This window comes from Paenarthrobacter nicotinovorans, from assembly GCF_007670255.1.
Taxonomy (GTDB): domain Bacteria; phylum Actinomycetota; class Actinomycetes; order Actinomycetales; family Micrococcaceae; genus Arthrobacter; species Arthrobacter nicotinovorans_B.
Genome location: NZ_SZVS01000003.1, coordinates 74,826 through 99,541 on the forward strand (window position 1 = coordinate 74,826; position 24,716 = coordinate 99,541).

Sequence of the window (24,716 nt, forward strand, 5' to 3'; positions counted from 1 at the left end):
GCAACCCTTCAGCACGTCTGCGACTGGAACAAGGCGTACCAATCGTCACAGAATGCTCAGCGCCCCCACGCATGGTGTAAAGCCGCAGGTCGCTGTGGCAATTCCTCTTGATTCTATGGTGCACCCCAGGACCCGTCCACAGGGGTGAATATGCCACCAGCGAAATATAGGAGAAACATCGTTTGTTGTGTCGTTGAGGGGTTCCGGGCCGACGTTATGCGCCGCGCTTACCGCTTTCAGGAAGCTCCCAGCGAACGTCCGATTTTGTTCCAGTTACTGGGTACATAGTTAGTAAGGACGAGGACGAAAGGAAGACCCATGACGGAGAACCCAGCGCAGGGCAGTGCACCGGAAAACCGGGAGCCATCCCAGCCCCATGCGACATCCGGCCAGCACAATGATGCCTCCCGGCACAGCGATGACTCACAGCAGCCGCAGCAGCCCGCCTGGAACTCAGGTCAGAAGCAGGGCGACGAGACCGCGGCGCAGCCTGCTACGCCGGCGCAGCCCACTACTCCCTTGCCGGCTTACCAGCCACAAACACAGTCTCAGCCGCAGGCGCACACTCAGCCACAGGCACAGTCCCAGCCGTCCTACTACGGCAACCAGCAGCACGACCCGGCCCAGCGCCCCGGCTACCCGCAGCACCAGCCCTTCTACGGCGGCGCCGCGAACCCGCAGGGCAACAACCCCGGCGCCCAGTTCCACTCAACGCAGAGCCAGCACACCCCCGGAGCGCAGGCGGCAAGCCATTCGACTGTAGCCACCAAGCGCAAGCCCGCCTTTGGCGTGGGCACCCTTGTGGCGAGCATGCTCGCGGCGGGCCTGATCGGCGGCGGAGTCGTGGCAGGCAGCAACGCATTGTGGGACAACCCGGCGCCGGCAGCATCCACTGGTGGACAGTCCAGCACCGTCATTGTGAACAACAAGGACGACGTCAACGTGATCACGGCAGCGGCTGCCAAAGCCTCGCCAAGCGTGGTGACCATCAAGGCAACCAGTGGAAACGAAGGCGGAACGGGTTCCGGCATCATCCTGGATGACCAAGGCCATATCCTGACCAACACCCACGTGGTGACCTTGGATGGCGCCACGTCCAATGCCGCCATCGAAGTCCGTACGAACGACGGCAAGGTCCTGAAGGCAACGGTTGTCGGAACAGATCCGCTGTCCGACCTCGCTGTCATCAAGGTCAGCGATGCTTCGGGCCTGGTGCCCGCCACCCTGGGTGACTCCTCCAAGATCAACGTGGGGGACACCGCCGTCGCCATCGGTTCACCGCTGGGCCTGACCGGAACGGTGACGGACGGCATCGTCTCCACGCTGAACCGGACCATCAGCGTTGCTTCGTCGGCAGCGCCGAAGGAGGGTACCGACAGTTCCCAGGGCGGTGACCAAGGCTTTGAATTCGCGCCCCCGAACGGCGGCCAGAACCAGCGTTCTGCCAATGAAGGCTCCATAGCCATCAACGTCATCCAGACTGACGCGGCCATCAACCCCGGTAACTCGGGCGGTGCCTTGGTCAACAGCAAGGGCGAGATCATCGGCGTCAACGTCGCCATCGCCTCCGCCGGCAGCGGCACCTCCGACTCGTCAAGCGGCAATATCGGTGTTGGTTTCAGCATCCCGATCAACCACGCGAAGCGGGTTGCGCAGGAGATTATCGACTCCGGCAAGGCCAGCCACGGGCAGTTCGGTGTCTCGGTCCGGGCCAAGTCCGGCACCAACAGTGACTCCGGATTCTCTGTAGGAGCCGAGGTCGCCTCGGTGACCTCCGGTTCAGCCGCAGCCAAAGCGGGCATCAAGGTGGGCGACGTCGTCACCAAGTTCGGCGACTACGCTGTCAGCGATCCCAACCAGTTGACCGCAGCGGTCCGGGAGCAGCCTGCAGGTGCCAAGGTGAAGGTGACCATCCAGCGTGGTGGCCAGAGCCAGGAAATCGAGGTAACCCTCGACGCCGCCCAGCAGTAGAGCCACGGACCAAACCACGACGGCGGCCGTCACCTATGAGGTGAGGGCCGCCGTCGTGCGTCCCGGCATGGTTCGCGCAAGCGCAACAGGCGTTAACGCTGGGAGTGGTTTTCTGCGGGCAATATGCTTAGCTAGGACGAGCCCACGCGCTGGGCAATTCACGGCCACGCTGTTGCGGTTGGCCGTCCACAAGCATGGAAGGCTGCTTCGAAGACAGTGGAAGAGACATTGAAGATTGTCGTTCTGGTCAAGCACGTCCCGGACGCGCAGTTCGACCGGCACATCACGGGCCCTGCCAACACAACCGATCGTGAAGAAAGCATCTTGTCCGAACTGGACGAGTATGCCCTTGAGGCTGCGCTGCAGTTGGCGGAGGAACGCGGAGGTGCGAAGGCGGGCAACGAGGTTATTGCCCTGAGCATGGGACCGTCCGGGGCCGTCAACGCGGTCAAGAAGTCGCTGCAGATCGGCGCATACTCGGGAGTCCACCTCAGCGATGACGCTCTGGCTGGCTCTGATGCCGCTGCTACTTCGCTGGCACTCGCCGCCGCGATCCGCCACCTTTCCGCCGACGGCCGCCCCGTGGACCTGGTCCTGACGGGAATGGCGTCCACCGATGGCGAGACGTCCCTGATTCCGGCCCAGCTGGCCGAGCGCTTGTCCCTCCCGCAGGTGACCTTTGCTTCCAGCCTTGAGGTGGCCGGTGGCCAGGTGACGGCACGTCGGGACGCAGGCCCGTACTCGGAGACGGTGGAGGCGCCGCTGCCCGCAGTTGTTTCGGTCACCGACCAGATCAACGAGCCGCGCTATCCCAACTTCAAGGGAATCCTGGCAGCCAAGAAGAAGAAGATCACGTCCCTTACCCTCTCCGACATCGGGGTGGATGCCTCGCAGGTGGGCTTGGCCGGATCATGGACCGTGGTGGAGTCCGCCGAAGCGCGGCCGCCGCGCACGGCCGGCACCATCATTACCGACGAAGGCGACGCCGGCATCAAGCTGGTCGATTTCCTCGCCGCCCAGAAGCTGCTCTAAAGGGGACTCCAACCATGGCAAATGCACTTGTTTTCATTGATAACCCGGGCGCCGCTCTGAAGAAGAGCAGCCTGGAGCTTCTCACTATCGCCCGCTCGCTGGGGGAGACCGCCGTCGCTTTCACCGGCGAGTTGAACGACGACGTCGCCGCCACCTTGGGTGCCTACGGCGCCACGACGGTCTACCGCCCGTCGACGGACGACCTTGAGAACTATCTGGTAGGTCCGAAGGCTGCCTATCTTGCCGCCGCTGCGGCAGAGTCCGGCGCCACGACGGTTCTGCTCGACAACTCGCCTGAGGGCAAGGAAATCGCGGGCAGGCTCGGGATCAAGCTGAACGCCGGCGTCATCACCGACGTCGTAGGGGTGGAGGCCGATGGGACTGCCCACAAGTCGGTTCTTGCCGGCTCCTACAACACCTCGGCGAAGGCGACCACTGCCGTGACCGTCCTTTCGGTCAAGGCCAACAACGTCGAACCCGCGCCGTCCGGAGATGCGGGTGTTCCGTCAACCGCCACTGTTGATGTTCCGGCTGATGCCGTTGCTGCTTCCGCCCGTATCACCGCGCGGGCCGAGAAGCCGGTGAGCGGCCGCCCGGACCTCAGTGAAGCCCGGATTGTCGTGGCCGGCGGCCGTGGCGTCGATGGCGACTTTGGTCCTTTGGAAGAGCTTGCCGATGCCCTCGGTGCCGCGGTGGGCGCATCCCGCGCTGCTACCGACGCCGGCTGGATCGGCCACGATGCCCAGGTCGGCCAGACCGGTGTCACGGTATCGCCGCAGTTGTACATCTCCGCTGGTATCTCCGGTGCCATCCAGCAGAAGGCCGGCATGCAGACGTCCAAGGTGATCGTCGCTGTCAACAAGGACGCTGAGTCGCCGGTGTTCGAAATCGCCGACTATGGCATCATCGGTGACCTTTTCAAGGTCATTCCGCAGGCCACAGCCGAAATCAAGAAGCGGAAAGGCTGATCTCCTTGCCTACTGGCGTTTCGTCAGCAAAGAGCCCGTTCGATGCCTCCACGGAGCGCGTTGAGCGGGTGCTTTGTTTTACCGCCCACCCCGACGACATCGACTTCGGTGCCGCTGGGACCATCGCGGCGTGGACCGCGGCCGGCGTCCAGGTCAGCTACTGCATCATGACCGACGGCGATGCAGGCGGCTTTGACCCCGCGGACCGTGCCAGGATCATTGAGCTCCGCGCAGAAGAGCAGCAGCGCGCAGCCGCACTGGTTGGCGTCACAGACATCCATTACCTCCACGAGCGCGACGGATACCTGGAACCGTCACACGGCGTCATCCGGCAGGTGGTCAAACTCATCCGTGAAATACGTCCGGACATCGTGCTCACCATGCACCCGGAGCGCAATTGGGACCGGCTCCAGAAGAGCCACCCGGACCACTTGGCCGCGGGGGAGGCCGTGACCCGGGCTGTTTATCCTGCCGTGGAAAACCCGTTTGCCTACCCTGAGCTGGCCGAAGCGGGCCTTGAAGCCTACAAGCTGCCGTGGCTGTGGTTCATCTCCAGCCCGGAGGCCAGGGAAAACCACTTCGTTGACGTGTCCGGGCACGTCGAAGCCAAGCTCGAGGCCATCCGGGTCCACGCCAGCCAGCACCCCGATGTCGCAGGCATGGAACGGGTGGTCCGTGGCCTGATGCTGGCCAATGGAGAGCGCGGTGGACTCCCCGCAGGAGCCAGCGCGGAGGCCTTCCACGTGGTTTCCGTGAACGGCTCCAGCACCATCGCCGGTTTCTGACGTTGCCCTCATGTAACGCGTGTCATATGCTTGACCTCGGTTAAATCATATTTATTTGAGGAAGGCAGACTTTGATGGCGAAGACTGCGCAACAACCCGTGCTGGTGATTATGGGAGTTTCCGGCTCAGGGAAGTCCACCGTGGCAGGCGTGCTGGCCGGCAAATTGGGATGGGATCTGGCCGAAGGCGACGATCTGCACCCTGAAGCGAATGTGGCCAAGATGCACTCCGGGCAGGCGCTCACTGATGAGGACCGCTGGCCCTGGCTTGAGATCATCTCCGGCTGGATCCGGGAACACGTCGACGCCGGCGTGCCCGCGATCATCACGTGCTCTGCCCTGAAGAAGAAATACCGTGACGTGCTCCGTGCCGAAGGCGTCGTCTTTGTGTTCCTGCAAGGCAGCAAGGACAAAATCTCCGACCGTCTTGCCTCCAGGCACGGCCACTTCATGCCGCCGTCCCTGCTCGAATCGCAATTCGAAGCGCTGGAAGAACCCACCGAAGACGAGAACTACATTTCCCTCTGCGTTTCGGCATCACCGGCAGAAGAAGCGGACGAGGTCATTGAACGCCTCGGACTCCGCCCGGTGGCTGGGGACGCAGAAGCAGGCACTCTGTGATCGCCCTGCAGGCGGCCGCGGAAGTTCAGGAATGGTCCGGGCACGATACCCAGCTCCTGGTAGTGGCAGCGTTGGGCATCGCCCTGATCGTTGTCCTCATCGCCAAGCTGAAGCTCCACCCCTTCCTGGCCCTGGTCCTTGGCTCCGCTTTCGTTGGATTGGCTTCCGGCGTTGAACTGGGCAAAGTCATCACCAACTTCGAAGACGGTGTGGGAGGCGTCCTCAAAGAGGTTGGTCTCCTGATCGCCCTTGGTGCCATGCTGGGAAAGCTGCTTGCGGACTCCGGTGGGGCCAACCGGGTGGTCGACACCCTGTTGGCCAAAGCGAGCGGCAACAAACTGGTCTGGATGATCACCCTGGTGGCCGTCATCATCGGCTTGCCGATGTTCTTCGAAATCGGACTCGTGCTGCTGCTTCCGGTCATCGTGTTGGTGACGCAGAGATCCAAGATGAAGCTCATGCGGATCGCGATCCCGGCGCTGGCCGGCTTGTCCGTGCTCCACGGGCTGGTGCCGCCGCACCCGGGACCGTTGATCGCCATCAGCGCGGTCAAAGCCGAACTGGGTACGACGCTCGGTTTGGGCATCCTGGTGGCAATCCCGACGGTCATCATTTGTGGCCCGCTGTTTTCGAGGCTGGCAGCCCGGTGGGTTCCCGTTGACGCCCCGGCCGTAGCCGGTGGCATCGACACCCGTCATTCGGCGGACCTCAGCGAGGTCAAGCGTCAACCGTCGTTCGTGGTCACGCTTCTGACCATCATTTTTCCTGTCGTCCTGATGCTGCTGAAAGCCCTGGGCGGCATCATCTGGCCAAACGCCGAAAGTGCGCCCGGAATCCGGATCTTCTTCGACTTCGTCGGCCAGCCATTGGTAGCCATGACGCTCGCCGTTCTGGTGGCCATCGTGACCTTCGGGTATGCGGTGGGCTTCACGGGCAGCAAGATCACGTCCAAGCTGGGTGAAAGCCTCGGCCCGATCGCGGCCATCCTGCTGATTGTGGGTGCCGGCGGTGGCTTTAAGCAGACGCTGATCGGCGCCGGCGTGGGCGACGCCGTGAAGAAGTGGGCTGAAGGTGCCAACATGTCCGTCCTCGTGCTGGGTTTCATCGTGGCCGTAGCACTGCGCTTGGCCACTGGCTCGGCCACGGTCGCAACGGTGACCGCAGCGGGTATCGTGGCGCCCCTTGCCAGCAGCCTCAGCCCGACGCATGCCGCGTTGCTGGCGCTGGCCATCGGTGCGGGGTCGTTGTTCCTCTCGCATGTCAACGATGCCGGCTTTTGGCTGGTCAAGGAGTTGTTCGGACTCACGGTGGGCCAGACCTTCAAGACCTGGTCCGTGATGGAGACTCTGATTTCCGTGGTCGGCTTCGGTTTCGTCATGCTCCTGTCGCTCGTGTTGTAGCTGCAGGAACCGCTTGACACACGACGACGGCGGCCGTCCCCACAAGTGGGACGGCCGCCGTCGTGCGTTAATCCTCGCCGCTTAGGCGCTGAGGGGCACCACCAGCACGGGCGCGGTGGTCGGGGCGCGTGATCCGCCTGCCGGTTCAACCGTTATGGCCACCGACGAGGCCGACGACAAGCCCTTCACCACGGCCGGCTTGGACAGGGTCTGGGCGTCCATGGTGCCTTGGGGAACCGGCGCTGAGCCGTCCTTGGGCAGCGTCCACAGCTGGTAGACCTTGCCTTCCGGGGCAGGTGCAACCCCGTCCATCAGGACCACGAACGAATCCTTGGCCGATGATGCGGAAATCGTGGCAGTACCGCCGCCGGGAACGGACGCTGACTGCTTCTGCACGTCCTGGGCCTGGAGTACCTGGTTGACGGGATCGTTCTGCTCCGCAACGTAGGCACCCACGCCAATGCCACCAAGGGCAATGACGGCTGCCGCTGCGGCGCCGATGATCCAGCGGCGCGCGCCGGACTGCCGACGCTCTTCGCGTTTGGCCCTGGCCGCCGCGAGCTCATCGACGGCGGCAGCCTCCGCCGCCGGTGCGGCCGGATCTGCTGCAGCCGGGGCGGCCGTCTCCTTGGTGATGCGTTCCATGATGTTGTCGAAAAGGCCTGCCGGAGGTTCCTCCTCGGCGGTGAAGCTCACGGCCAATGTCTCGCGTGCCGCGCGCACCCGTTCCAGGAATTCCGGACCTTCAGGAGCGTCCTTGACGTACTGGTCGATCAAGCCGCGTTCTTCGTCACTGAGCGCGTCCAAGGCATAGATTTCGGCCAGCTCAAGGATCCGGCCCTCAGCCACGTCTGTGGCGATGTCGTTGGCAAACATTCTGCGGATAAAGCCTCCACCGGTGTTTTCAGTCATGTCAGCCCACCCCCAGGCAGGTCTTCAGGCGCAGCAGGCCATCGCGGATGCGCGACTTGATGGTTGGGACTGCGGCGCCAAGGTGTTCAGCCACTTCACGGTAGGTGAGGCCACCGTAGTAGGCCAAGCGGACGGATTCACGCTGGGTGTCCGTCAGGGTACCAAGGCAGCGGCTCACTGCCTCGGCCTCCAGGTTGGTATCTGCTTCCTCCGCAACGAGGTCCCGGTCCAAGTCCTGGCTCGCGGCACCGTACCTGGCTTCCCGGTCGGTTGCGGCCTGGACTGCCCGGACCCGGTCAATGGCCCGGCGATGTGCGATGGTCATGAGCCAAGCCAAAGGAGTTCCAGCGGCTCGATCAAAGTTTGCTGCGCCTTGCCAGACCTGGATGTAGACCTCCTGGGTGGCATCCTCACTGAGATCGGGATCAATGAGTACGCGCCTGGCCATGCCAAAGACGCGCCGGGAGGTCAGTGCGTAGAATTCGGCAAACGCCTGCTGGTCTCCTGCTGCCATGAGTTCCAGCAGGCTGGTCAACTGCGTGTTGAGGTCGCTGGCAGTGCCGGTGGCTTCGAAGACCGGGGGGCCGGGGTTGTTGGGGGTGTCCATTACTGTCCAGCATATGTTGTCCCGTTTGAAACCGTCAGCAGCGGGGGTTGGCGTCGCAAGCGCGGCGGAATGGCCGCGTGTCGTCGTGGCCCTTGTCTGCAACGCGCTCACGGAGGCTCCCTCCAAGAATGTCCTGTGCGGGGTTGTCCCTGCATAAGTCATTCGGTGCTGCGACTGCCGTGGATGGGTTACAGTTTGGCGCCGGCGAACCCGTTCTGCCGCCAGGCTTCGAACACAGCGATCGAAGCGGCATTTGCGAGGTTGAGCGAGCGCAGGGATGGCCTCATGGGGAGGCGCACGCGTGCGGTGACGTGCGGGTCCTGCTTCAGCCACTGGGGAAGGCCCACGGATTCCGGTCCGAACATCAGGACATCGCCTGGGCGGTATTCGATATCCGTGTAGGACGTCTCGCCGTCGGAGGTGTAGGCAAAGACCCTTTCCGGTTGCAGGGCTTCCCAGGCAGCCTCGATGTCTTTGTGCACTGTCACCACGGCGAGGTCGTGATAATCAAGGCCGGCCCGGCGCAGCTTGGCGTCGGAGAAATCGAAACCAAGGGGCTCCACCAGGTGCAGCTCGGCGCCCGTGATGGCGGCGAGGCGGATGGCGTTGCCGGTATTGCCCGGGATTTCTGGAGTGTGGAAAAGGATGCGGAACACCGTCCCATCTTAGTCAGCCGCGTGTTGGGCGTCCGACCAGGACCGTGCCGACTAGTGCATGCCCCGAAGCAGCCTGGCCAGCACCGGTACCACCACCCTGTTGGGCGCGGGTCCTGAACTGAGGAATTGCTTGAGGCCCCGGACGAGCCCAGCGCCGTTGACGATTTCAACGGCGCTGCCCGCATTGCCCTTTCCGTACTGGTCGATGACGGGTTCATGCAGGTTGCCGTCCGGTCCGTGCAGGACTACCCAGCCGGTGACGTTCAGCTCCGGGAAGATCTCCTGCATGTGGCGGACAATGTGGGCCAGTTGCGGGGGAGCGACCGAACGGCCGCCATGGCGCAGTGAGTGGCCATCCCAGGCGTACGCGCCTTTGGGCAGCAGCATGGAACCGACCAAGGCCAGCCTGTAACCGGACAGGACCGCGTGGTCGATGTGGTTGTTGTCCGACGGCGAGCGCAGGCCGTTGATCAGCCGGGCGGCCGGTATGGCGGGAAGGATTTGGCGGCTGATGAGTTGGACTGTGCGCATTTCGCGTTGGATCCGGGCCTCAGCCCCGAAGATTCCGCGTTTGCGGGGAAGCCCGTGGACTTGCATGGCCGCCTCCGCCTTCGGGATCAGCGGCACTTCGTTGGGGTCGTCAAAAGCAGGAACGTAGACCGGCGGATCCCCGGCGGTGTTGCGTTGCGTTTGAGGTCGCTTGACGTTGGTTGTCGCTGACGGTGGCGGCGCGGCCGCTCCGGTGTAGTCGCCTGGGCGTGCCTGGGTGCGTCCGGTGGCTCCGGCGGCGTACCGCCGGTCGTATTCGGCCCGGCGCTGGGGGTCGATGAGTGTTTCGTACGCGAGGGTCACGCGCCGGAACATCTCGGCCTCGCCGCCGTGATCGGGATGTGCTTTCCGGGCAGCCTTGCGGTAGGCCACTTTGATCTCCTTGTCTGTCGCGGTGACGGCGACACGGAGAACCTGATAGTGCGAACTGCTGCCCTCGGCCAAGCACGGGCCCTTCTCTAAAATGACGGCCGCCCCTATCAGGGCGGTATTGGCAAGTTTATCCAGCCACTATGTGAACGCAGGCACCCGGGCACGTGGTTCCCGACTGGCATAATTCGGGCTGTGAATCCTCCGGAACATCCACGGGCCCTCCACGCGCAGGGCAAGATGCTGCTGGCCATCAACCCTGCGGCCTCGTTCGGCCGTTCCCAGGGAGTGGGGGACAGGGCCGCCGGCTGGTTTCGCGCCGCCGGTTGGGTCGTCGTCGTCCTTGAAGCTGATGACTATGAATCGCTGGAGGCGCTGGTGCGGGAGGCCTTGTCCGCCGGTACGGTGGACGCGCTGGTGGTGGCCGGTGGCGACGGCATGGTCCATTTGGGTGTGAATGCGCTCGCCGGGCTGGAAGTGCCGCTTGGCATCATTCCCACTGGCACAGGCAACGATGTGGCGAGGCTGCTGGGACTTCCGTTGAACAGGCCAGCTGAAGCTTGCCAGCGGATTCTCGACGCGTTGCACGCTGGCGGGCGGAGGATCGACGTCGGCAGGGTCAGGGCGGACGGGCGCATCACCTACTTCGCGGGGGTGCTGTCAGCTGGATTCGATGCCGCTGTCAACGAGCGGGCCAACTCCTGGCGTTGGCCACGGGGGAAGAGTCGGTACAACCTGGCGATGCTGCGGGAGCTTGGTTCCTTTCGGCGTACTGAATACACGTTGGTTGCCGACGACGTGCGGTGGAACCAGCGCGCGCTGCTGATTTCGGTCGCGAACGGGCAATCAATCGGTGGTGGCATGCGCATCACCCCGGATGCCTTGCCGGATGACGGTTGGCTGGATCTGTTTGTGGTGAAGCCGTTGTCACGGTTGAGGTTCCTGTCCATATTTCCGAAGGTCTTTGCGGGAAAGCACACCGGCAGGCCGGAGGTGGAGATCCGACGGGTCCGCACTGTGCGGTTGGAAGCGGAGGGCGTGGTGGCCTACGCCGATGGAGAACGCATCGCACCGCTTCCTGTGGATGTCGATGTCCTGCCGCTGGCCCTTCGGGTGCTTGCATAGGGGCTTCGCCTGGCCCGAGGTCCAGTTGCGTGCCGCTAGACTCAGTCCCGGCAGGCGGCAGAACACGAAGTGGGGAGTAGCAAGTGGCGTTAAGCGCTCGACGGCGGTTGGCAGGGGCCGCTGCGTTGGGAACCGTTGGTTTCGTGCTGGCTGCCTGCAGCGTCAACGTTCCTGACCCGACGGCGCCCAAGCCCTCGCCGTCGGAATCAACCCTCGCAACCCCCACCATCACCCCTGGGCATGATGCCGAAGCCGTTGCCGCGAAGGACCTGCCGCTGACTGCCGGCAGCACCCTCGCCCCCGGCGATCCCGTGACAGTTGCGGGCAAGTTGGAAGAAGTGCCGGGTTGGGCTTTGGTGCACTCCGGTTTGCAGGGCGAGGTCCTGTACAAGAAGACGGACGGGTGCACCCTGGCTGCCCGTGTCAGCGTCAATCAGGGTCCGCTGGTTGTCGCGGGTGATGATGCTGCCTCCACCAAGGCACTCTTTCATTACCTGAATGCTGGAATCGACGTGGAGACGCTGAAGCCGGCGTCGTTGCCGTGGGGCCAGGACTCGGACAAGCCCCGGCACAGCGTGGAGTTCCTGTCCCTCGAGTCTTCCGCGGCTGCCGGCAGCAAACCGCTGGTGGTCTTCGCCAGGCTGTTCAGTGCTCCCGCGTCCTCGGTCTATATTTCCTTGGCTTGCCCGAGTGACGCTTCCCTGGCCGCTGCCCGGGCTGATGTCCAAGCGAAACTCGCGGTGATTCCACCGTCCTGAACGTTGGAGGCGGATCCGGAGGCCACTAAAGCAAAGGATCTTGTTTTTAGAGATATCCTATGGGCATGAACGCATCCAGTCTTGCCTGGACCCGAAAAATTGCGGCTGTGGCCTCCTTGGGCGACGAACACCGACGCAGGCTTTTCGAGTACGTCCTTGCGGCCCGTGAACCGGTGGGGCGGGATGAGGCGGCGGCAGCCATGGACCTTCCGCGCAGCACGGCATCCTTCCACCTGGACCGATTGGTCCGGGAGGGAATCCTGAGGGTGGAATTCAGGAAACCCGCTCACAAGGCCGGCCCCGGCTCGGGCCGCCCGGCGAAGCTCTACAGCCCCGATGTCCAGGAAGTAGCTGCCTCCATCCCCGAACGGAACTACGACCTCGCCGGCCACCTCATGGCCGAGGCAATATCGCGCTCCACGGCAGAGGACATCCCGGTGGCTGCGGCCTTGGTTGAGGTTGCCCGTGGCAAGGGGCGGGAGTCCGGAAAGCCCGGAGACCTTCCCGGCGCATTGCGCGACCTCGGGTACGTGCCGTCAGCAGATGACTCCGGCGGGTACCGTCTAAGCAACTGCCCGTTCCACCGGTTGTCGCAAGAGCACGAGGACGTCGTCTGCGCCATGAATGGGGCTTTCCTTCAGGGCATGGCTTCAGCCTCCGGTTCACCGGAAGAATGTGTGGTGCCTGACCCGGGCAGGGGACACTGTTGTGCACGTATCGCCCCTGTGCAGGAGATCACTGAGTCCTGAGCCTCAGGCGTCGGTAGAATGGCAAGGTGCCTGTATACCTTGACCACGCCGCTACGACGCCCCTTTCGGGGGCAGCGCTTGCCGTCATGACACGCGAGCTGGCGAAGACCGGGAACCCGTCATCCTTGCACGGCGCCGGCCGGCGGGCCCGGCGGGCCGTCGAAGACGCCCGTGAAACCCTGGCTGCCGCGGCAGGTGCCCATCCCTCGGAAGTCATCTTCACTTCGGGAGGAACAGAAGCTGACAACCTGGCCGTCAAGGGTCTCTACTGGGCCCGCCGCGACGAAAACCCGCGCCGGAACCGGATCCTCTGTTCCGCCGTCGAGCATCATGCGGTCATGGACACCGTCGAATGGCTCGAGCGCCACGAAGGCGCGGACGTCACCTGGCTTCCGGTGGACAGCGAAGGTGCTGTCCGGCTCGACGTCGTTGAAGCCGAGATTGCGCGCGACCCCGAGGCGATCGCCCTGATAACAGTGATGTGGGCCAACAACGAGGTCGGCACCATCCAGCCCGTGACAGAGATCGTGGAACTGGCCAAGCCGTACGGCATTCCGGTCCACTCCGATGCCGTGCAGGCCTTCGGGTCCGTACCCGTCGATTTCCGTGCCTCCGGCCTCGCTGCCATGTCCGTTTCCGGGCACAAGCTCGGCGGTCCCGTGGGTGTTGGTGCGCTCTTCCTCGGCCGGGCGGTCAAGCTGACCCCCGTCCAGCACGGCGGCGGACAGGAACGGGATGTCCGCTCTGGAACGCTGGATACGCCTGCCGTTGCAGCGTTCGCGGCAGCCGCGGAAGCTGTCACAGCGAAGCTGCCCGAAGAGCGGGAAAGACTGACCGCCTTGCGGGAACAACTGATCAATGGAGTCCTTGAAGAGGTTCCTGAGGCTGTCCTGCGGGGAGCCCGGGGTGAGCGGCGGCTTCCCGGCAACGCGCACTTCACCTTCGGCGGCTGCGAAGGGGACTCCCTGCTGTTCCTGCTGGATCTGGCCGGTGTCGAATCATCAACCGGCTCGGCGTGTACGGCGGGAGTGCCGCGGCCTTCCCACGTGCTGCTGGCGATGGGACTTGATGAGGACACGGCACGTGGTGCCCAACGCTTCACTCTCGGCCATACCTCCACCCAGGCTGACGTCGATGCCCTTCTGAAAGCACTTCCCGACGCCTGTGCCAGGGCACGGCAGGCCGGCATGGCAGGGCATGAATCCTCCATCCAGACCGCGGCAACTGTTGCCCGGCGGGGTATCGCGTAGCCTGCCTCTAGGGCTGGTTGGCCTCTGGCAGCAGTTCTTCGAGGGGCACCTCAGGATCCGTGAGGCGGCCGGCATCCACTGCGACGCGACCGGAAATGAGCGCCTTGATGGGTTTCTGGACTCGCCGCTGATTGATGCTCATGCCCGCAACAACCCTGTCCTGCTGTAGCCAAAAGGCGATGAAACTGCCCTCCTCCATGGAGCCGCGGATCACTGGCGATGCCCCTGAAGCCAGCGACGGGTAGCCGGAATACTCCATGCTGACGGTGAATTGGTCCGTGTAGAAGTACGGCACCACATCCAACACGGCATCCTGCCCCAGCATGGACTTGGCCGCGACTTTTCCGCCATTGAGCGCATTGGCCCAATGTTCGCTGCGATGGTGCCCGCCGGTAAAGGGGTGCAAGGCGTTGGCTGCATCCCCTGCTGCCAATACATCCGGGGCACTGGTGCGCAGGCCGGCGTCCACCAGGATCCCGTTGCCCAGTTCCAGCCCGGCATCCTCTGCGAGCGCCGTATCCGGGACGACGCCCACGGCGATGATCACGACGTCGGCGGGCAGGGTTTCGCCGGAATCGGTACGGACCGCTGTGGCCCGCCCCTCCCGGCCTTCAATGGCGGCCGCGCTCGCGGGCAAGCGGAAGTTGACGCCCTGTTCTTCATGCACCCGCCGGAAGTAACTGCCAAGCTCGGGTCCGATGGCAGCACTGAGCGGGATTTCTTCGAGGCCGAGCAGGGTCACGTCGTTTCCATAGCTGCGCGCAGCGGCAGCGAGTTCCATGCCGATCCAACCGGATCCGACCATGACCACCTTGCGGCCCCCGTCGGCCAGGAGCGACCTGAGCTTCAGGCTGTCCTGGAAGGTCCTGAATGTCATGACACCGTCCAGGTCCGCCCCGGGCAGGGGAATCCTGCGGGGCTGGGCTCCCGTGGCAAGCAGCAGTTTGCCGTACTGAAGCGTCCGGTCGTCGGCCAGCGTGACGGTGTGGCTGCCGGGATCGAATCCGGTGGCCGTGGCGCCAAGGAGGAGTTCGACGTCGTTCTCCCGGTACCAATCCCCGGGGACCACCTCCACGGATTCTTCGTCGGCTTTTCCCAGGAGGAACTCCTTCGAAAGGGGAGGCCGTATGTAGGGGGTCCGCGCTTCAGCCCCCAGGAGCGTGAGCGCTCCTGCGTACCCTTCGGTCCGGAGGGTCTTGGCGGCAGTGGCGCCTGCCAGTCCGCCGCCGACAATGACGATTGCTTCGTGTGCCATGTCCACTCGATTCTAAAAGCAATATCTTTGACTTTAGAAGCCTCCGGTGGGTCCGTCAAGGGGATTTCCCGCGGGCGTGGTATCGCACGCTAGAATAAATGGGCGGCCCGGGGCCATCAGGAGCCGATGGGTGCCAATCCCTTCCTACAGAAAGCCAGCATGCGAGTACTTGCAGCAATGAGCGGCGGAGTGGACTCCGCCGTTGCCGCCGCCCGGGCCGTCGAGGCCGGGCACGACGTCGTGGGGGTCCACCTCGCGCTGTCCCGTATGCCGGGGACCCTGCGCACCGGAAGCCGGGGTTGCTGCACCATCGAGGACTCCCGTGATGCATGGCGTGCCTGCGACGTCCTCGGAATTCCGTACTACGTATGGGACTTCTCCGAGCGTTTCAAGGAAGACGTCGTCCAGGACTTCATCGACGAATACGCCGCCGGTCGGACGCCCAACCCCTGCATGCGCTGCAACGAGCGCATCAAGTTTGCCGCCTTGCTCGAAAAGGCCATAGCGCTTGGCTTCGACGCCGTCTGCACAGGGCACTACGCCAAGGTCATCGAGGACGCCGACGGTAACCCTGAACTCCACCGCGCTGCCGACTGGGCCAAGGACCAGAGCTACGTCCTGGGCGTCCTGACTCACGAGCAGCTCAAGCACTCCATGTTCCCCCTGGCGGACACCCCTTCCAAGGCCGAGGTCCGCGCAGAGGCCGAGCGGCGTGGCCTGTCAGTGGCGAACAAGCCTGACAGCCACGACATCTGCTTCATCTCCGACGGCGACACCCGGGGTTGGCTGGCAGAAAAGATCGAAATGACCACCGGCGACATCGTCGATGAGACCGGCGCCAAGGTCGGCGAGCACCCCGGAGCCAACGCCTTCACTGTGGGGCAGCGGCGTGGCCTCAAGCTGGGAACTCCTGCCGCCGATGGCAAGCCCCGGTTCGTCCTTGAGATCCGCCCGAAGGAAAACAAAGTGGTCGTGGGTCCTGAAGCCCTCCTGGCGATCGATGAGATCCGCGGCATCAAGGTTTCCTGGGCCGGTCTGCCCATCTCTGAAGTTGCCACGGGTGAAGAATTCGATTGCTACGCCCAGGTCCGTGCCCACGGCGATCCCGTGCCGGCAGTCGCCCGCGTCGAAGCGGTCGAGGACGAGTCCGGCGTGGAACGGGCACAGCTGGTGGTTACTTTGAAGGATCCGTTGCGCGGTGTGGCCCCCGGCCAGACCGTCGTCCTCTACCAGGGCAGCCGGGTTTTGGGACAGGCAACCATCGACGCCGCGCGCTCACTCCAGCGGGTAGCCCTCTAGGAGCCATTGCCTCCGTCATCAGCCACCTCCATACTGGGCTAAGCAGCGCTTCCGCTGCGGTGTGTGGGGTCCGCACTCGGGGTGGCGATGACTGTGGCATTTCCAAAGAAGGGCCCGGGAGATATCAAAGCCGGGCAGATGGTCTCGGTGACGATCCTCGCCGAGGGTCCAATCGGCGCAGGCGGTGGGCCACCCCTGACCGCGCAGGTCCGCATTCCCGTTGAACGGTTGCGGCGCGGTCCCACCGGCCACCGCTATGCGATCCACATCCGGAAATGGCGGGGGACCACTGTCTCGCCGGTAACCCTGACGCAGCAGGGCGATCCCTGGCGGTTGATTTCCGAACCTCCGCCAGCGGGCTTGCGCGAACTCCTGGACGACACCCGTTTCCTGGCCCAGCACGTTTACGGCGTGGCCATGAACACCTTGGACATCTTTGAATCCACGCTCGGCAGGCGCATGCCGTGGAATCCCGAGGGGCGGGTGGTGCTCAAAGCCCGCGACCTCGTGACGGCCACCGATACCGGCTACGAGCGCGGAACCAACATCATCCGCTTCGGTTCGGTGGACCGCATGGGGTACAAGGTTCCCACGGCCTTGTACCGTGACATCGTTGCCCATGAGGTGACCCACGCGATCCTGGATGGATACCGGCCGGCGTGGGCCGACCAGATGGCCACCATGGAACAACTGGCAATGCATGAGGCATTGGCCGACATCGTGGCAATCCTTTCCGTGTTCTCCTCCAAGGACGTCGTCTACCGCCAACTCGAAGCCGCAGCCAAGGGGTTGGGGCCAGCACAGCCCACCGATGACTCCGTCCTCATGCGTTCCCTCTTCGACTTCGCCCGGGACCTCTTTGCCCGCGGGCCGCTGCGCGAACCGTTCGTCGGGGCAGTGCCCGCAGGATGGCAAGTGTTGCCTGAGCCCCACGCGCGCGGTGCCGTGGTGGTAGGTGCAGTGCTCCGCTCGGTCCAACGCCTATGGTCCGAACGGAACGCCCGTTACGGGGAAGGCCGCAGTTTGCAGCAGCTGGCCGAATCGGGCTCGATCGTGGCTACCAGGATCCTCAGGATGGTGATCCGCGGACTGTCCTACATGCCGCCGGTGGATGTTTCCTGGCGTGACCTCCTGCGGGGCATCATCGCTGCCGACCTCGACATGGTGCCCGACGACGTCCACGGCTACCGCGAAGCACTTCAGGAGGAGTTTTCCGCCATCGGCATCCGCCGGGTCTCCCTGAACAACATCAGCGGCGTGGACTTCTACCAAGGCCTTCGCTACCCCATCCGCCTCTCGGCGCTGGGATCCGACCCCCAGGAAGTGCAGCGCTTCGTCTGGGAGAACCCCCGGCTCCTGGAAGCGGCCCGCTTGGAGCGGCGCACGCCACTGAGCTCAACCCGGGTCCGCACCTCCGAGCGTGTCTCGCCGGACGGGTTCATCATTTCCGAGATCGGGGCTTCCTTCATCCAGACTGTCCGGATGAGCCGAAGGGAAGCGTATGTGCGCCTCGGGGTCAAGACCGGGAGGGACTACATCGACGTCCGCGGGGGAGGACTGTTGAGGTTCGACGCCGGTGGCCGCCTGGTCTACGCCGCGCTCAAGCCAGTGATGGACAGGGACCGCCAGGGCCAGCTGTTCGGTTCGGACGAACACCACGAAGCCGAAGAAGCTGCCTCGTCCGGGGTGCGGGACAAGTTCCACGGCACCGGCGATTAGCCGCTGGTTTTCAGGCTCCCCATGCAGCTTTGCGGGCAGTCCTTGACGCCTCCAGCTGCGCTACCTGGTCGAAGCCGCCGGCTTTGAGTCCCTTGCTGACCTGCTTGAGCAAATCGGCGCGGCCCAAGGTTCCATCACTGCGCAGGTTCTTGACCAGGTTGTAGGTGAACGCCCCGTTGTACCGGCCATCCATCAGGGCATCGGCCGCGGTTTGGTCGGATCTGCAAGCCGCCATGAGGACGGGAGTCGACAACCTTGCCGTTTTCACGAGGTCGCGCAATGTTCGTGTTTCCAAGTCCTCGTGGGCCATGACCGCACGCGGCGTTGGCGCCGGAAGGAAACGCGGGCGGCGCCCGGGAATCAGGTCCAGGGACTTCAAACCGGTCCCGCTGTGGCAAGTATCAAGCACCACGTCCATCAGGACGCCATCGGGCAGCCGGGCGAACACCGCTGCCAGTTCGTCGTCGGAAATGACCGTGCCGGCATCCCAGGCATCACCGGCGTTGTTGATGTCGTAGCAGGCGAACGCCTCATCGAGGCTGTCTTCTTCGTCCCCACTGGTGTCGGGAATCTGCGTGCCGTGGCTTGAGAACGTGAAAACGAGCTGTTGGACAGTGCCCTCTACAGCAGCGTCCACCAAAGTGTTGATCTCGGCCAGAACTGCCTTCTTGGTGGCCTTGGCATCCCTCAACACGGTGATCTGCGATGCCGGGAAGCCGTAGCTGTCCCCGAGCAGGGCCGCCAGGTCCTCGGCGTCGTTAACGCAGCCTTGGAGCCAACTGGACTGTGGAAGGTACTTGAACTTGTTGATCCCCACACACAGGGCTGCCTTGTCCATGAGCCTGACTTTCGACGTGTGTTCCAGTGGTTGAGCACCCGGGATACACCATATTCCTGACACACCCTTCGGGCAATGCTCCGTACTTCCCGGAGGAAGCTACTGGAAAGTAAATTTTGTGTCTCAAATCACGAATTTGGGGGTTCGGGGGCTTCGAAGTCTGGTTGAATCGAGGCACTAAGAGTGTGCTCCGTCACAAATATCCCACGGCGGAGCACTAATTCCATCGAACAGAAGGTTCACCAGATGGCACTGAACAAGAAGGCCCTGCACGGCGTTATCGCGCTGGCGGGCATCTCCGCACTCGCCTTAACGGCATGCACGGGCCCCTCCGGCGGCGGATCCTCATCCGCTCCGGCCGCCGCAGGCCCCATCGCCTACGGCACAACCGACAAGGTCACGTCATTGGACCCTGCAGGTTCCTACGACAACGGTTCATTCATGGTGATGAACCAGATCTACTCGTTCCTGCTCAACTCCAAGCCCGGCAGCGCGGAACCGGTACCTGACCTCGCCGAATCGTCGTCGTTCACGGCACCTTCGGAATACACGGTCAAGCTCAAGTCGGGGCTCAAGTGGGCCAACGGCCACACCCTGGATTCCAAGGACGTGAAGTTCTCCTTTGACCGCCAGGTAGCCATCAACGACCCCGCCGGTCCGGCATCCCTGCTGACGAACATCGAGAGCGTCAGCGCCCCCGATGCCACCACAGTAGTGTTCAAGCTCAAGAACGCCAATGACCAAACCTTCAGCCAGATCCTGAGCAGCCCTGCCGCCCCGATCGTCGATGACGAGGTCTTCCCGGCAGACAAGATCCTTTCCGATGACGAGATCATCAAGGCGAACGCCTTCTACGGCCAGTACACCATTGACAGCTACAAGAAGAACGAGCTCATCAGCTTCAAGGCTTTCGCCGATTACAAGGGCGTCCTGGGAAAGCCTGCCAATGATGCCGCCACCATCAAGTACTACGCCAGCCCCACCAACCTGAAGCTTGAGATCCAGCAGGGTGCCATCGACGTCGCCTTCCGCAGCCTGAGCGCCACGGACATCGACGACCTCCGCAAGGACTCCAAAGTCAAGGTGCTGACCGGTCCCGGTGGCGAGATCCGCTACATCACCTTCAACTTTGACACCATGCCGTTTGGAACCAAGGCCGCGGGGGCTGACCCGGCAAAGGCACTTGCGGTCCGCCAGGCCGTAGCAAACCTCGTGGACCGCCAGGCCATCGCGGACCAGGTCTACAAGGGCACCTACCTGCCCCTGTACTCCAACGTCCCCAACGGCTTCCTCGGCGCAAACGAGTCGTTCAAGGATGCCTACGGCGACGCCGGCAAACCAAGCCTCGACAAGGCCAAGAAGGTCCTCGCGGATGCCGGAATCACGGACAAGGTTGCCCTGAACCTCCAGTACAACCCGGACCACTACGGCGGATCTTCCGGTGATGAGTACGCCATGATCAAAGAGCAGCTGGAAAAGTCCGGCCTCTTCACGGTGAACCTGCAGTCCACCGAATGGGTTACCTACAGCAAGGCAAGCCGTGCAGACGAGTACCCGGTCTTCCAGTTCGGTTGGTTCCCGGACTTCAGCGATGCCGACAACTACCTCACCCCGTTCTTCCCCGAGGGCGGCTTCCTGAAGAACCACTACAACAACCCGACGGTCAACGACCTCATCTCCAAGCAGCTGACCGAAGCCGACAAGACCAAGCGTGAAGCGGCGATCAAGGACGTCCAAAACGCGCTGGCGAAGGACATCTCCACCTTGCCCCTGCTCCAGGGCGCCCAGGTGGCCGTCGTCGGAAGCGGCGTAAACGGCGTCGACAAGACGCTGGACCCGTCCTTCAAGTTCCGTCTCGGGACAGTGTCCAAGTAACAGATGTCCACGTAACCACGGACTCTGCGATGGGGGAGGCGGGCCACTGATCCAGTGTCCCGCCTCCCTTGCTGACCACCATCGTGGCCGGCACACATCAGCCAAGCCCGCGCAATCCATGGGCAGGAAATACAGGTAACAATGACAACAGTTATAGAAGTTCCCGAGGCTGAGCCCGGGATACTTGCTCCCAAGAGCAAAAGCAAAGGCGGGGGAGGCCTCGGCAGGTACATCGTGATCAGGTTCTTCCTGATCATCCCCACAGTCTTCATCCTGGTCACGCTTGTGTTCTTCCTGATGAGGGTCATCGGCGACCCCATCACGGCGGCACAAGGCGGCCGGCTTCCCCCGGACGTCCTCGCCCAAAGAATTCACGACGCCGGTTATGACCGGCCGGTGCTGGTGCAGTATTTCGAATATCTTGGCCAGCTGATCACCGGCAACTTCGGCACCACGATTACGGACCGGCGGCCTGTGACCGAGGTCTTCACCACTTTCGGGGCGGCCACCCTGGAACTGAGCCTCAACGCCGTCGTCGTGGCCCTCATGGTGGGTATCCCGCTCGGCCTCATCGCCGCCTACCGCCGCGACAAGGCTGCGGATGCATCGCTGCGTTTCTTCGCCATCCTCTGCTACGCCACCCCGCCGTTCTTTTCCGGCCTCCTGCTGAAGCTCACGTTCTCCACGTGGCTGGGTTGGTTGCCTGTCGCCGGCCGGGCGTCCACCCGGACTGAACTGGCCATGGGCAGCCTCGCAGCGCCGTCGGGCATCTACTGGCTGGACGCCCTGCGCAGCGGCAACATGACCGCATTCGGCGACATCGTTTCCCATGCCATCCTCCCCGCAGCGACCCTGGGCCTCCTCACGGCAGGTGTGTTCCTGCGCCTGGTCCGGACCAACGTCATCGGCACCCTCGGCAAGGACTACGTCGAGGCCGGCAGGTCGCGGGGCGTGAGCGAGTTCCGGCTGGTGACAAAGCACGCCTACAAGCCGGCCCTCATCCCCGTCATCACGGTCATGGGCCTGCAGATCGCGCTTATGCTCGGTGGCGCTGTGCTGACCGAGACAACCTTCGAATGGAAGGGACTCGGCTACCAGATGGTGCAGTACCTGAACGCCCGCGACTTCGTCGCCGTGCAGGGCATCGTGGTCCTGCTGGCCATCATCGTGGCCGTCACCAACTTCATCGTGGACATCATCGCCGCGCTCATCGACCCCCGAGTGAGGTACTGACCATGAGCACCCCAACACTCACCGCGCCCAAGGAGCCGCTGTTCTTCCGGCTCCCGGTGATCTCACACCTGAGGAAAAGCGTCGGCCTCCAGCGGGGCATGCTGATTGTGGGCGTCGTCCTGAGCGGACTGTTCATCCTCACGAGCATCTTTGCGCCATTGCTGGCACCCTACGGCTATTCCCAGCTCAGCGACGCCTCAGGATCCTTCCCCACACAGGAACCGCCCGGCGGCAAGCATCTGCTCGGCACCACCGTCGGCGGCTACGACGTCCTGTCGCGGGTTATCTGGGGTTCCCAGACCGCGGTGACCGTCATTGTGGTCTCCGTTGCGATGTCTTTGTTCCTCGGCGTTGCCCTGGGCCTGCTCAGCGGATACTTCGGCGGATGGCTCGACCGGATCCTGGTTGTGGTGGCGGACGCCATCTATGCCTTCCCCACCCTGCTCCTGGCGATCGTCATCTCGATTGTCATCAGCCGGGGGCAGTCCAGTTTCTGGGGCGGTATCTTCGCCTGTGCGTTCTCCATCACGGTGGTCTTCGTGCCGCAGTACTTCCGGGTGATCCGCGCGGAGACGATCAGGCTCAAGGCAGAGCCGTTCGTTGAATCGGCCAAGGTGCTTGGCGCCTCCAGCATGCGCATCATTGCCCGCCACATTTTCAAGAACGCCACCCGGACACTGCCGCTTATGTTCACCCTCAATGCCTCTGAGGCGATCCTTACCCTGGCAGGCCTGGGCTTCCTGGGCTTCGGCATCGAGCCCACCTCTGCCGCGGAGTGGGGATTCGACCTCAACAAGGCACTGGCAGACACCTCCTCGGGTATCTGGTGGACCGGCGTCTTCCCCGGTATCGCGATAGTACTCACGGTCCTGGGTCTCACGCTGGTAGGCGAGAGCATCAATGACCTTAACGACCCCCGGATCCGCGGACGCAAGCGTGCAGGCGGCGCCGCCGGCACTCCGGCATCACCAGGAACGCCGGCCGCACCGGCAGAGGCAGGTAAGCCATGACCACCAACCTTGGACATGTTTCGGACCAGGCCCCCACAGGGCAGCCGGTCCTCACCATCGACCGGCTCCAGGTCACCTTCGCCACGGACGGCGGAGATGTCCACGCCGTCAAGGACGTGAGCCTGGAGGTGAACCCAGGCGAGGTAGTTGCGATCGTGGGGGAGTCCGGTTCCGGCAAGACGGTCACGGCAAAGACCATCCTCGGCCTGCTCCCGGAAACAGCCATCAGCTCAGGTGCCGTGGTGATCAAGGGAAACAACGTGATCAGCGTCAGCAAATCAACGTTGCGCGCCATCCGCGGCCGGGATGTCGCAATGGTCTTCCAGGAGCCGTCCACCGCATTGAACCCCGTTTTCACCGTAGGGTGGCAGATTGCCGAAGGCATCAGGGCCCACGCCAGCGATGGCGGGCGGATCTCCGCCAAGGAAGCAAAACAACGCGCCACCGAGGCCCTCCGGAAAGTGGGCATCCCCGACCCCGAAACCCGGGTCAACTACTACCCGCACCAGTTCTCCGGCGGGCAGAAACAACGCGTGGTGATTGCTGCCGCCCTCGCCTTGGATCCGGGCCTGATCGTTGCCGACGAGCCCACCACCGCCCTTGACGTCACAGTCCAGGCCGAGATCCTCCAGCTGCTGCGGGACCTCAGGGATAACTACGGCACCTCCATCGTGCTCATCACCCACAACATGGGCGTGGTGGCCGACCTCGCGGACCGCGTCGTAGTGATGTACCAAGGCGACGTAGTAGAAGAAGCCCCTGCCAAAGTCCTGTTCGCCGAGCCGCGTCAGGAGTACACAAAGAAGCTCCTCGCAGCAGTGCCCCACCTGGGCCGCCACTCTGCCTCCGAAGGCGCCCGCGGCAGGTTGCACCAGGACGGCAAAGTGTTGGTGGAAGCCAAGAACCTCACCATCGAATACCCGGGACGCTTTGGCAGCCACGGTTTCAAAGCCGTGGACAACGTCAGTTTCACCATTTCGGAGAACGAGGTCTTTGGCCTGGTTGGGGAATCGGGCTCCGGCAAGTCCACCATCGGACGGGCCATTGCCGGTTTGAACCGGACAACCGGGGGAAGCCTCAAGGTCCTGGGCTACGAGATGCTCGACTTCAAGGAACGCTCTTTCCGGCCCCTGCGTAAAGAGATTGGCTTCGTTTTCCAGGATCCGGCAGCATCCTTCAACCCGCACCTGACCATCGGTGAGTGCGTCGCCGAGCCGCTGATGATCCACACCAAACCTGGCGCGGCTGAGGCGCGCAAGAAGGTTGGCGAGCTGCTCGAGTCAGTCCAGTTGCCGGCGTCGTACGCGCAGCGCTACCCGCACGAACTCTCCGGCGGGCAGCGTCAGCGCGCCTCCCTCGCACGGTCCTTGGCGCTGAATCCCCGGTTGCTCATCGCCGACGAACCGACGTCCGCGCTCGATGTGTCGGTGCAGGCCAAAGTCCTGGACCTGTTCAAGGACATCCAGGAGCAGTTCGGCTTCGCGGCCCTGTTCATCAGCCATGACCTTGCGGTGGTGGACATGTTGTCGCACTGGGTAGGTGTCCTCTACAAGGGACATCTGGTGGAGCAAGGAATCGGCAACCAGGTAATGGGCTCGCCGCAGCACGACTACACCAAGCGGCTGATCGCCTCCTTGCCGGTTCCGGATCCGGAAGAGCAAGCACGACGGCGGGAAGCGCACCGATCGCTTCTGGGAAGCTAAGTCCGCAGCCGCAACCAGGAAGGCACGTTCCCA

At 63.6% G+C, this 24,716-nt stretch carries 22 protein-coding genes; 16 read left to right on the plus strand and 6 right to left on the minus strand.

Annotated elements, in window-relative coordinates:
• The first annotated feature begins 318 nt into the window (after positions 1-318).
• The 6 genes from FDP28_RS05700 to FDP28_RS05725 all read left to right on the plus strand — a co-directional run bounded on the left by FDP28_RS05700 (position 319) and on the right by FDP28_RS05725 (position 6,776).
• Positions 319-1,971, plus strand: a complete 1,653-nt coding sequence (locus FDP28_RS05700) for a S1C family serine protease (protein WP_144659756.1) — start codon at positions 319-321, stop codon at positions 1,969-1,971.
• 228 nt (positions 1,972-2,199) lie between these two features.
• Positions 2,200-3,003: an electron transfer flavoprotein subunit beta/FixA family protein gene (locus tag FDP28_RS05705; RefSeq protein WP_144659757.1), complete on the plus strand. Its 804-nt coding sequence runs from the start codon at positions 2,200-2,202 to the stop codon at positions 3,001-3,003.
• A 14-nt stretch (positions 3,004-3,017) separates the two neighbouring features.
• Positions 3,018-3,971, plus strand: coding sequence for an electron transfer flavoprotein subunit alpha/FixB family protein (locus FDP28_RS05710; protein ID WP_144659758.1), 954 nt, complete (start codon positions 3,018-3,020; stop codon positions 3,969-3,971).
• Positions 3,972-3,976: 5 nt separating this feature from the next.
• Positions 3,977-4,756, plus strand: coding sequence for a PIG-L deacetylase family protein (locus FDP28_RS05715; RefSeq protein ID WP_144659759.1), 780 nt, complete (start codon positions 3,977-3,979; stop codon positions 4,754-4,756).
• A 74-nt stretch (positions 4,757-4,830) separates the two neighbouring features.
• Positions 4,831-5,376, plus strand: coding sequence for a gluconokinase (locus FDP28_RS05720; protein ID WP_144659760.1), 546 nt, complete (start codon positions 4,831-4,833; stop codon positions 5,374-5,376).
• On the plus strand, positions 5,373-6,776 hold the full coding sequence (locus FDP28_RS05725; RefSeq protein WP_144659761.1) for a GntT/GntP/DsdX family permease: 1,404 nt from the start codon (positions 5,373-5,375) through the stop codon (positions 6,774-6,776). The genes FDP28_RS05720 and FDP28_RS05725 overlap by 4 nt, the downstream gene beginning before the upstream one ends.
• Positions 6,777-6,857: 81 nt before the next feature.
• Here FDP28_RS05725 and FDP28_RS05730 read toward each other — a convergent pair whose 3' ends face one another.
• The 4 genes from FDP28_RS05730 to FDP28_RS05745 all read right to left on the minus strand — a co-directional run bounded on the left by FDP28_RS05730 (position 6,858) and on the right by FDP28_RS05745 (position 9,944).
• Entirely contained in the window at positions 6,858-7,688 is an 831-nt protein-coding gene (locus tag FDP28_RS05730) for an anti-sigma factor (RefSeq protein WP_144659762.1), read from the minus strand.
• 1 nt (position 7,689) lies between these two features.
• Positions 7,690-8,295 (minus strand): ECF RNA polymerase sigma factor SigK, encoded by a 606-nt coding sequence (gene sigK, locus FDP28_RS05735; protein WP_144659763.1) that lies wholly within the window; start codon positions 8,293-8,295, stop codon positions 7,690-7,692.
• A 188-nt stretch (positions 8,296-8,483) separates the two neighbouring features.
• The gene (locus tag FDP28_RS05740; protein WP_144659764.1) at positions 8,484-8,951 is read right to left on the minus strand and encodes a tRNA (cytidine(34)-2'-O)-methyltransferase; all 468 of its coding nucleotides are present in this window, start codon (positions 8,949-8,951) and stop codon (positions 8,484-8,486) included.
• A 51-nt stretch (positions 8,952-9,002) separates the two neighbouring features.
• The gene (locus tag FDP28_RS05745) at positions 9,003-9,944 is read right to left on the minus strand and encodes a J domain-containing protein (RefSeq protein WP_144659765.1); all 942 of its coding nucleotides are present in this window, start codon (positions 9,942-9,944) and stop codon (positions 9,003-9,005) included.
• Positions 9,945-10,064: 120 nt separating this feature from the next.
• Between FDP28_RS05745 and FDP28_RS05750 the strand changes: the two genes are divergently transcribed.
• The 4 genes from FDP28_RS05750 (at position 10,065) to FDP28_RS05765 (ending at position 13,751) form a co-directional block, all read left to right on the plus strand.
• On the plus strand, positions 10,065-10,994 hold the full coding sequence (locus FDP28_RS05750; protein ID WP_313955642.1) for a diacylglycerol/lipid kinase family protein: 930 nt from the start codon (positions 10,065-10,067) through the stop codon (positions 10,992-10,994).
• An 83-nt stretch (positions 10,995-11,077) separates the two neighbouring features.
• On the plus strand, positions 11,078-11,752 hold the full coding sequence (locus FDP28_RS05755; protein ID WP_144659766.1) for a hypothetical protein: 675 nt from the start codon (positions 11,078-11,080) through the stop codon (positions 11,750-11,752).
• A gap of 65 nt (positions 11,753-11,817) precedes the next feature.
• Positions 11,818-12,501, plus strand: a complete 684-nt coding sequence (locus FDP28_RS05760) for a helix-turn-helix transcriptional regulator (RefSeq protein WP_144659767.1) — start codon at positions 11,818-11,820, stop codon at positions 12,499-12,501.
• Positions 12,502-12,527: 26 nt separating this feature from the next.
• Entirely contained in the window at positions 12,528-13,751 is a 1,224-nt protein-coding gene (locus tag FDP28_RS05765) for a cysteine desulfurase family protein (protein ID WP_144659768.1), read from the plus strand.
• Positions 13,752-13,758: 7 nt separating this feature from the next.
• Here FDP28_RS05765 and FDP28_RS05770 read toward each other — a convergent pair whose 3' ends face one another.
• A complete protein-coding gene (locus FDP28_RS05770) occupies positions 13,759-15,006 on the minus strand; it encodes an NAD(P)/FAD-dependent oxidoreductase (protein ID WP_144659769.1) in 1,248 nt (415 codons plus the stop codon).
• Between the two features lie 159 nt (positions 15,007-15,165).
• Here FDP28_RS05770 and mnmA point away from each other — a divergent pair, with 159 nt between their 5' ends.
• Together mnmA and FDP28_RS05780 are read left to right on the plus strand one after the other, a co-directional pair.
• Positions 15,166-16,305: a tRNA 2-thiouridine(34) synthase MnmA gene (gene mnmA / locus FDP28_RS05775; RefSeq protein ID WP_144659770.1), complete on the plus strand. Its 1,140-nt coding sequence runs from the start codon at positions 15,166-15,168 to the stop codon at positions 16,303-16,305.
• A 93-nt stretch (positions 16,306-16,398) separates the two neighbouring features.
• Positions 16,399-18,024 (plus strand): gluzincin family metallopeptidase, encoded by a 1,626-nt coding sequence (locus FDP28_RS05780; protein ID WP_144659771.1) that lies wholly within the window; start codon positions 16,399-16,401, stop codon positions 18,022-18,024.
• 10 nt (positions 18,025-18,034) lie between these two features.
• Here FDP28_RS05780 and FDP28_RS05785 read toward each other — a convergent pair whose 3' ends face one another.
• On the minus strand, positions 18,035-18,862 hold the full coding sequence (locus FDP28_RS05785) for a caspase family protein (RefSeq protein WP_144659772.1): 828 nt from the start codon (positions 18,860-18,862) through the stop codon (positions 18,035-18,037).
• A 246-nt stretch (positions 18,863-19,108) separates the two neighbouring features.
• Here FDP28_RS05785 and FDP28_RS05790 point away from each other — a divergent pair, with 246 nt between their 5' ends.
• The 4 genes from FDP28_RS05790 to FDP28_RS05805 all read left to right on the plus strand — a co-directional run bounded on the left by FDP28_RS05790 (position 19,109) and on the right by FDP28_RS05805 (position 24,683).
• Positions 19,109-20,737 (plus strand): ABC transporter substrate-binding protein, encoded by a 1,629-nt coding sequence (locus tag FDP28_RS05790; protein ID WP_144659773.1) that lies wholly within the window; start codon positions 19,109-19,111, stop codon positions 20,735-20,737.
• Between the two features lie 141 nt (positions 20,738-20,878).
• Positions 20,879-21,970, plus strand: coding sequence for an ABC transporter permease (locus FDP28_RS05795; protein WP_144659774.1), 1,092 nt, complete (start codon positions 20,879-20,881; stop codon positions 21,968-21,970).
• Positions 21,971-21,972: 2 nt separating this feature from the next.
• On the plus strand, positions 21,973-22,980 hold the full coding sequence (locus tag FDP28_RS05800) for an ABC transporter permease (RefSeq protein ID WP_144659775.1): 1,008 nt from the start codon (positions 21,973-21,975) through the stop codon (positions 22,978-22,980).
• Positions 22,977-24,683 (plus strand): ABC transporter ATP-binding protein, encoded by a 1,707-nt coding sequence (locus FDP28_RS05805; RefSeq protein WP_144659776.1) that lies wholly within the window; start codon positions 22,977-22,979, stop codon positions 24,681-24,683. Before FDP28_RS05800 ends, FDP28_RS05805 begins: the two co-directional genes overlap by 4 nt.
• Positions 24,684-24,716: the final 33 nt, after the last annotated feature.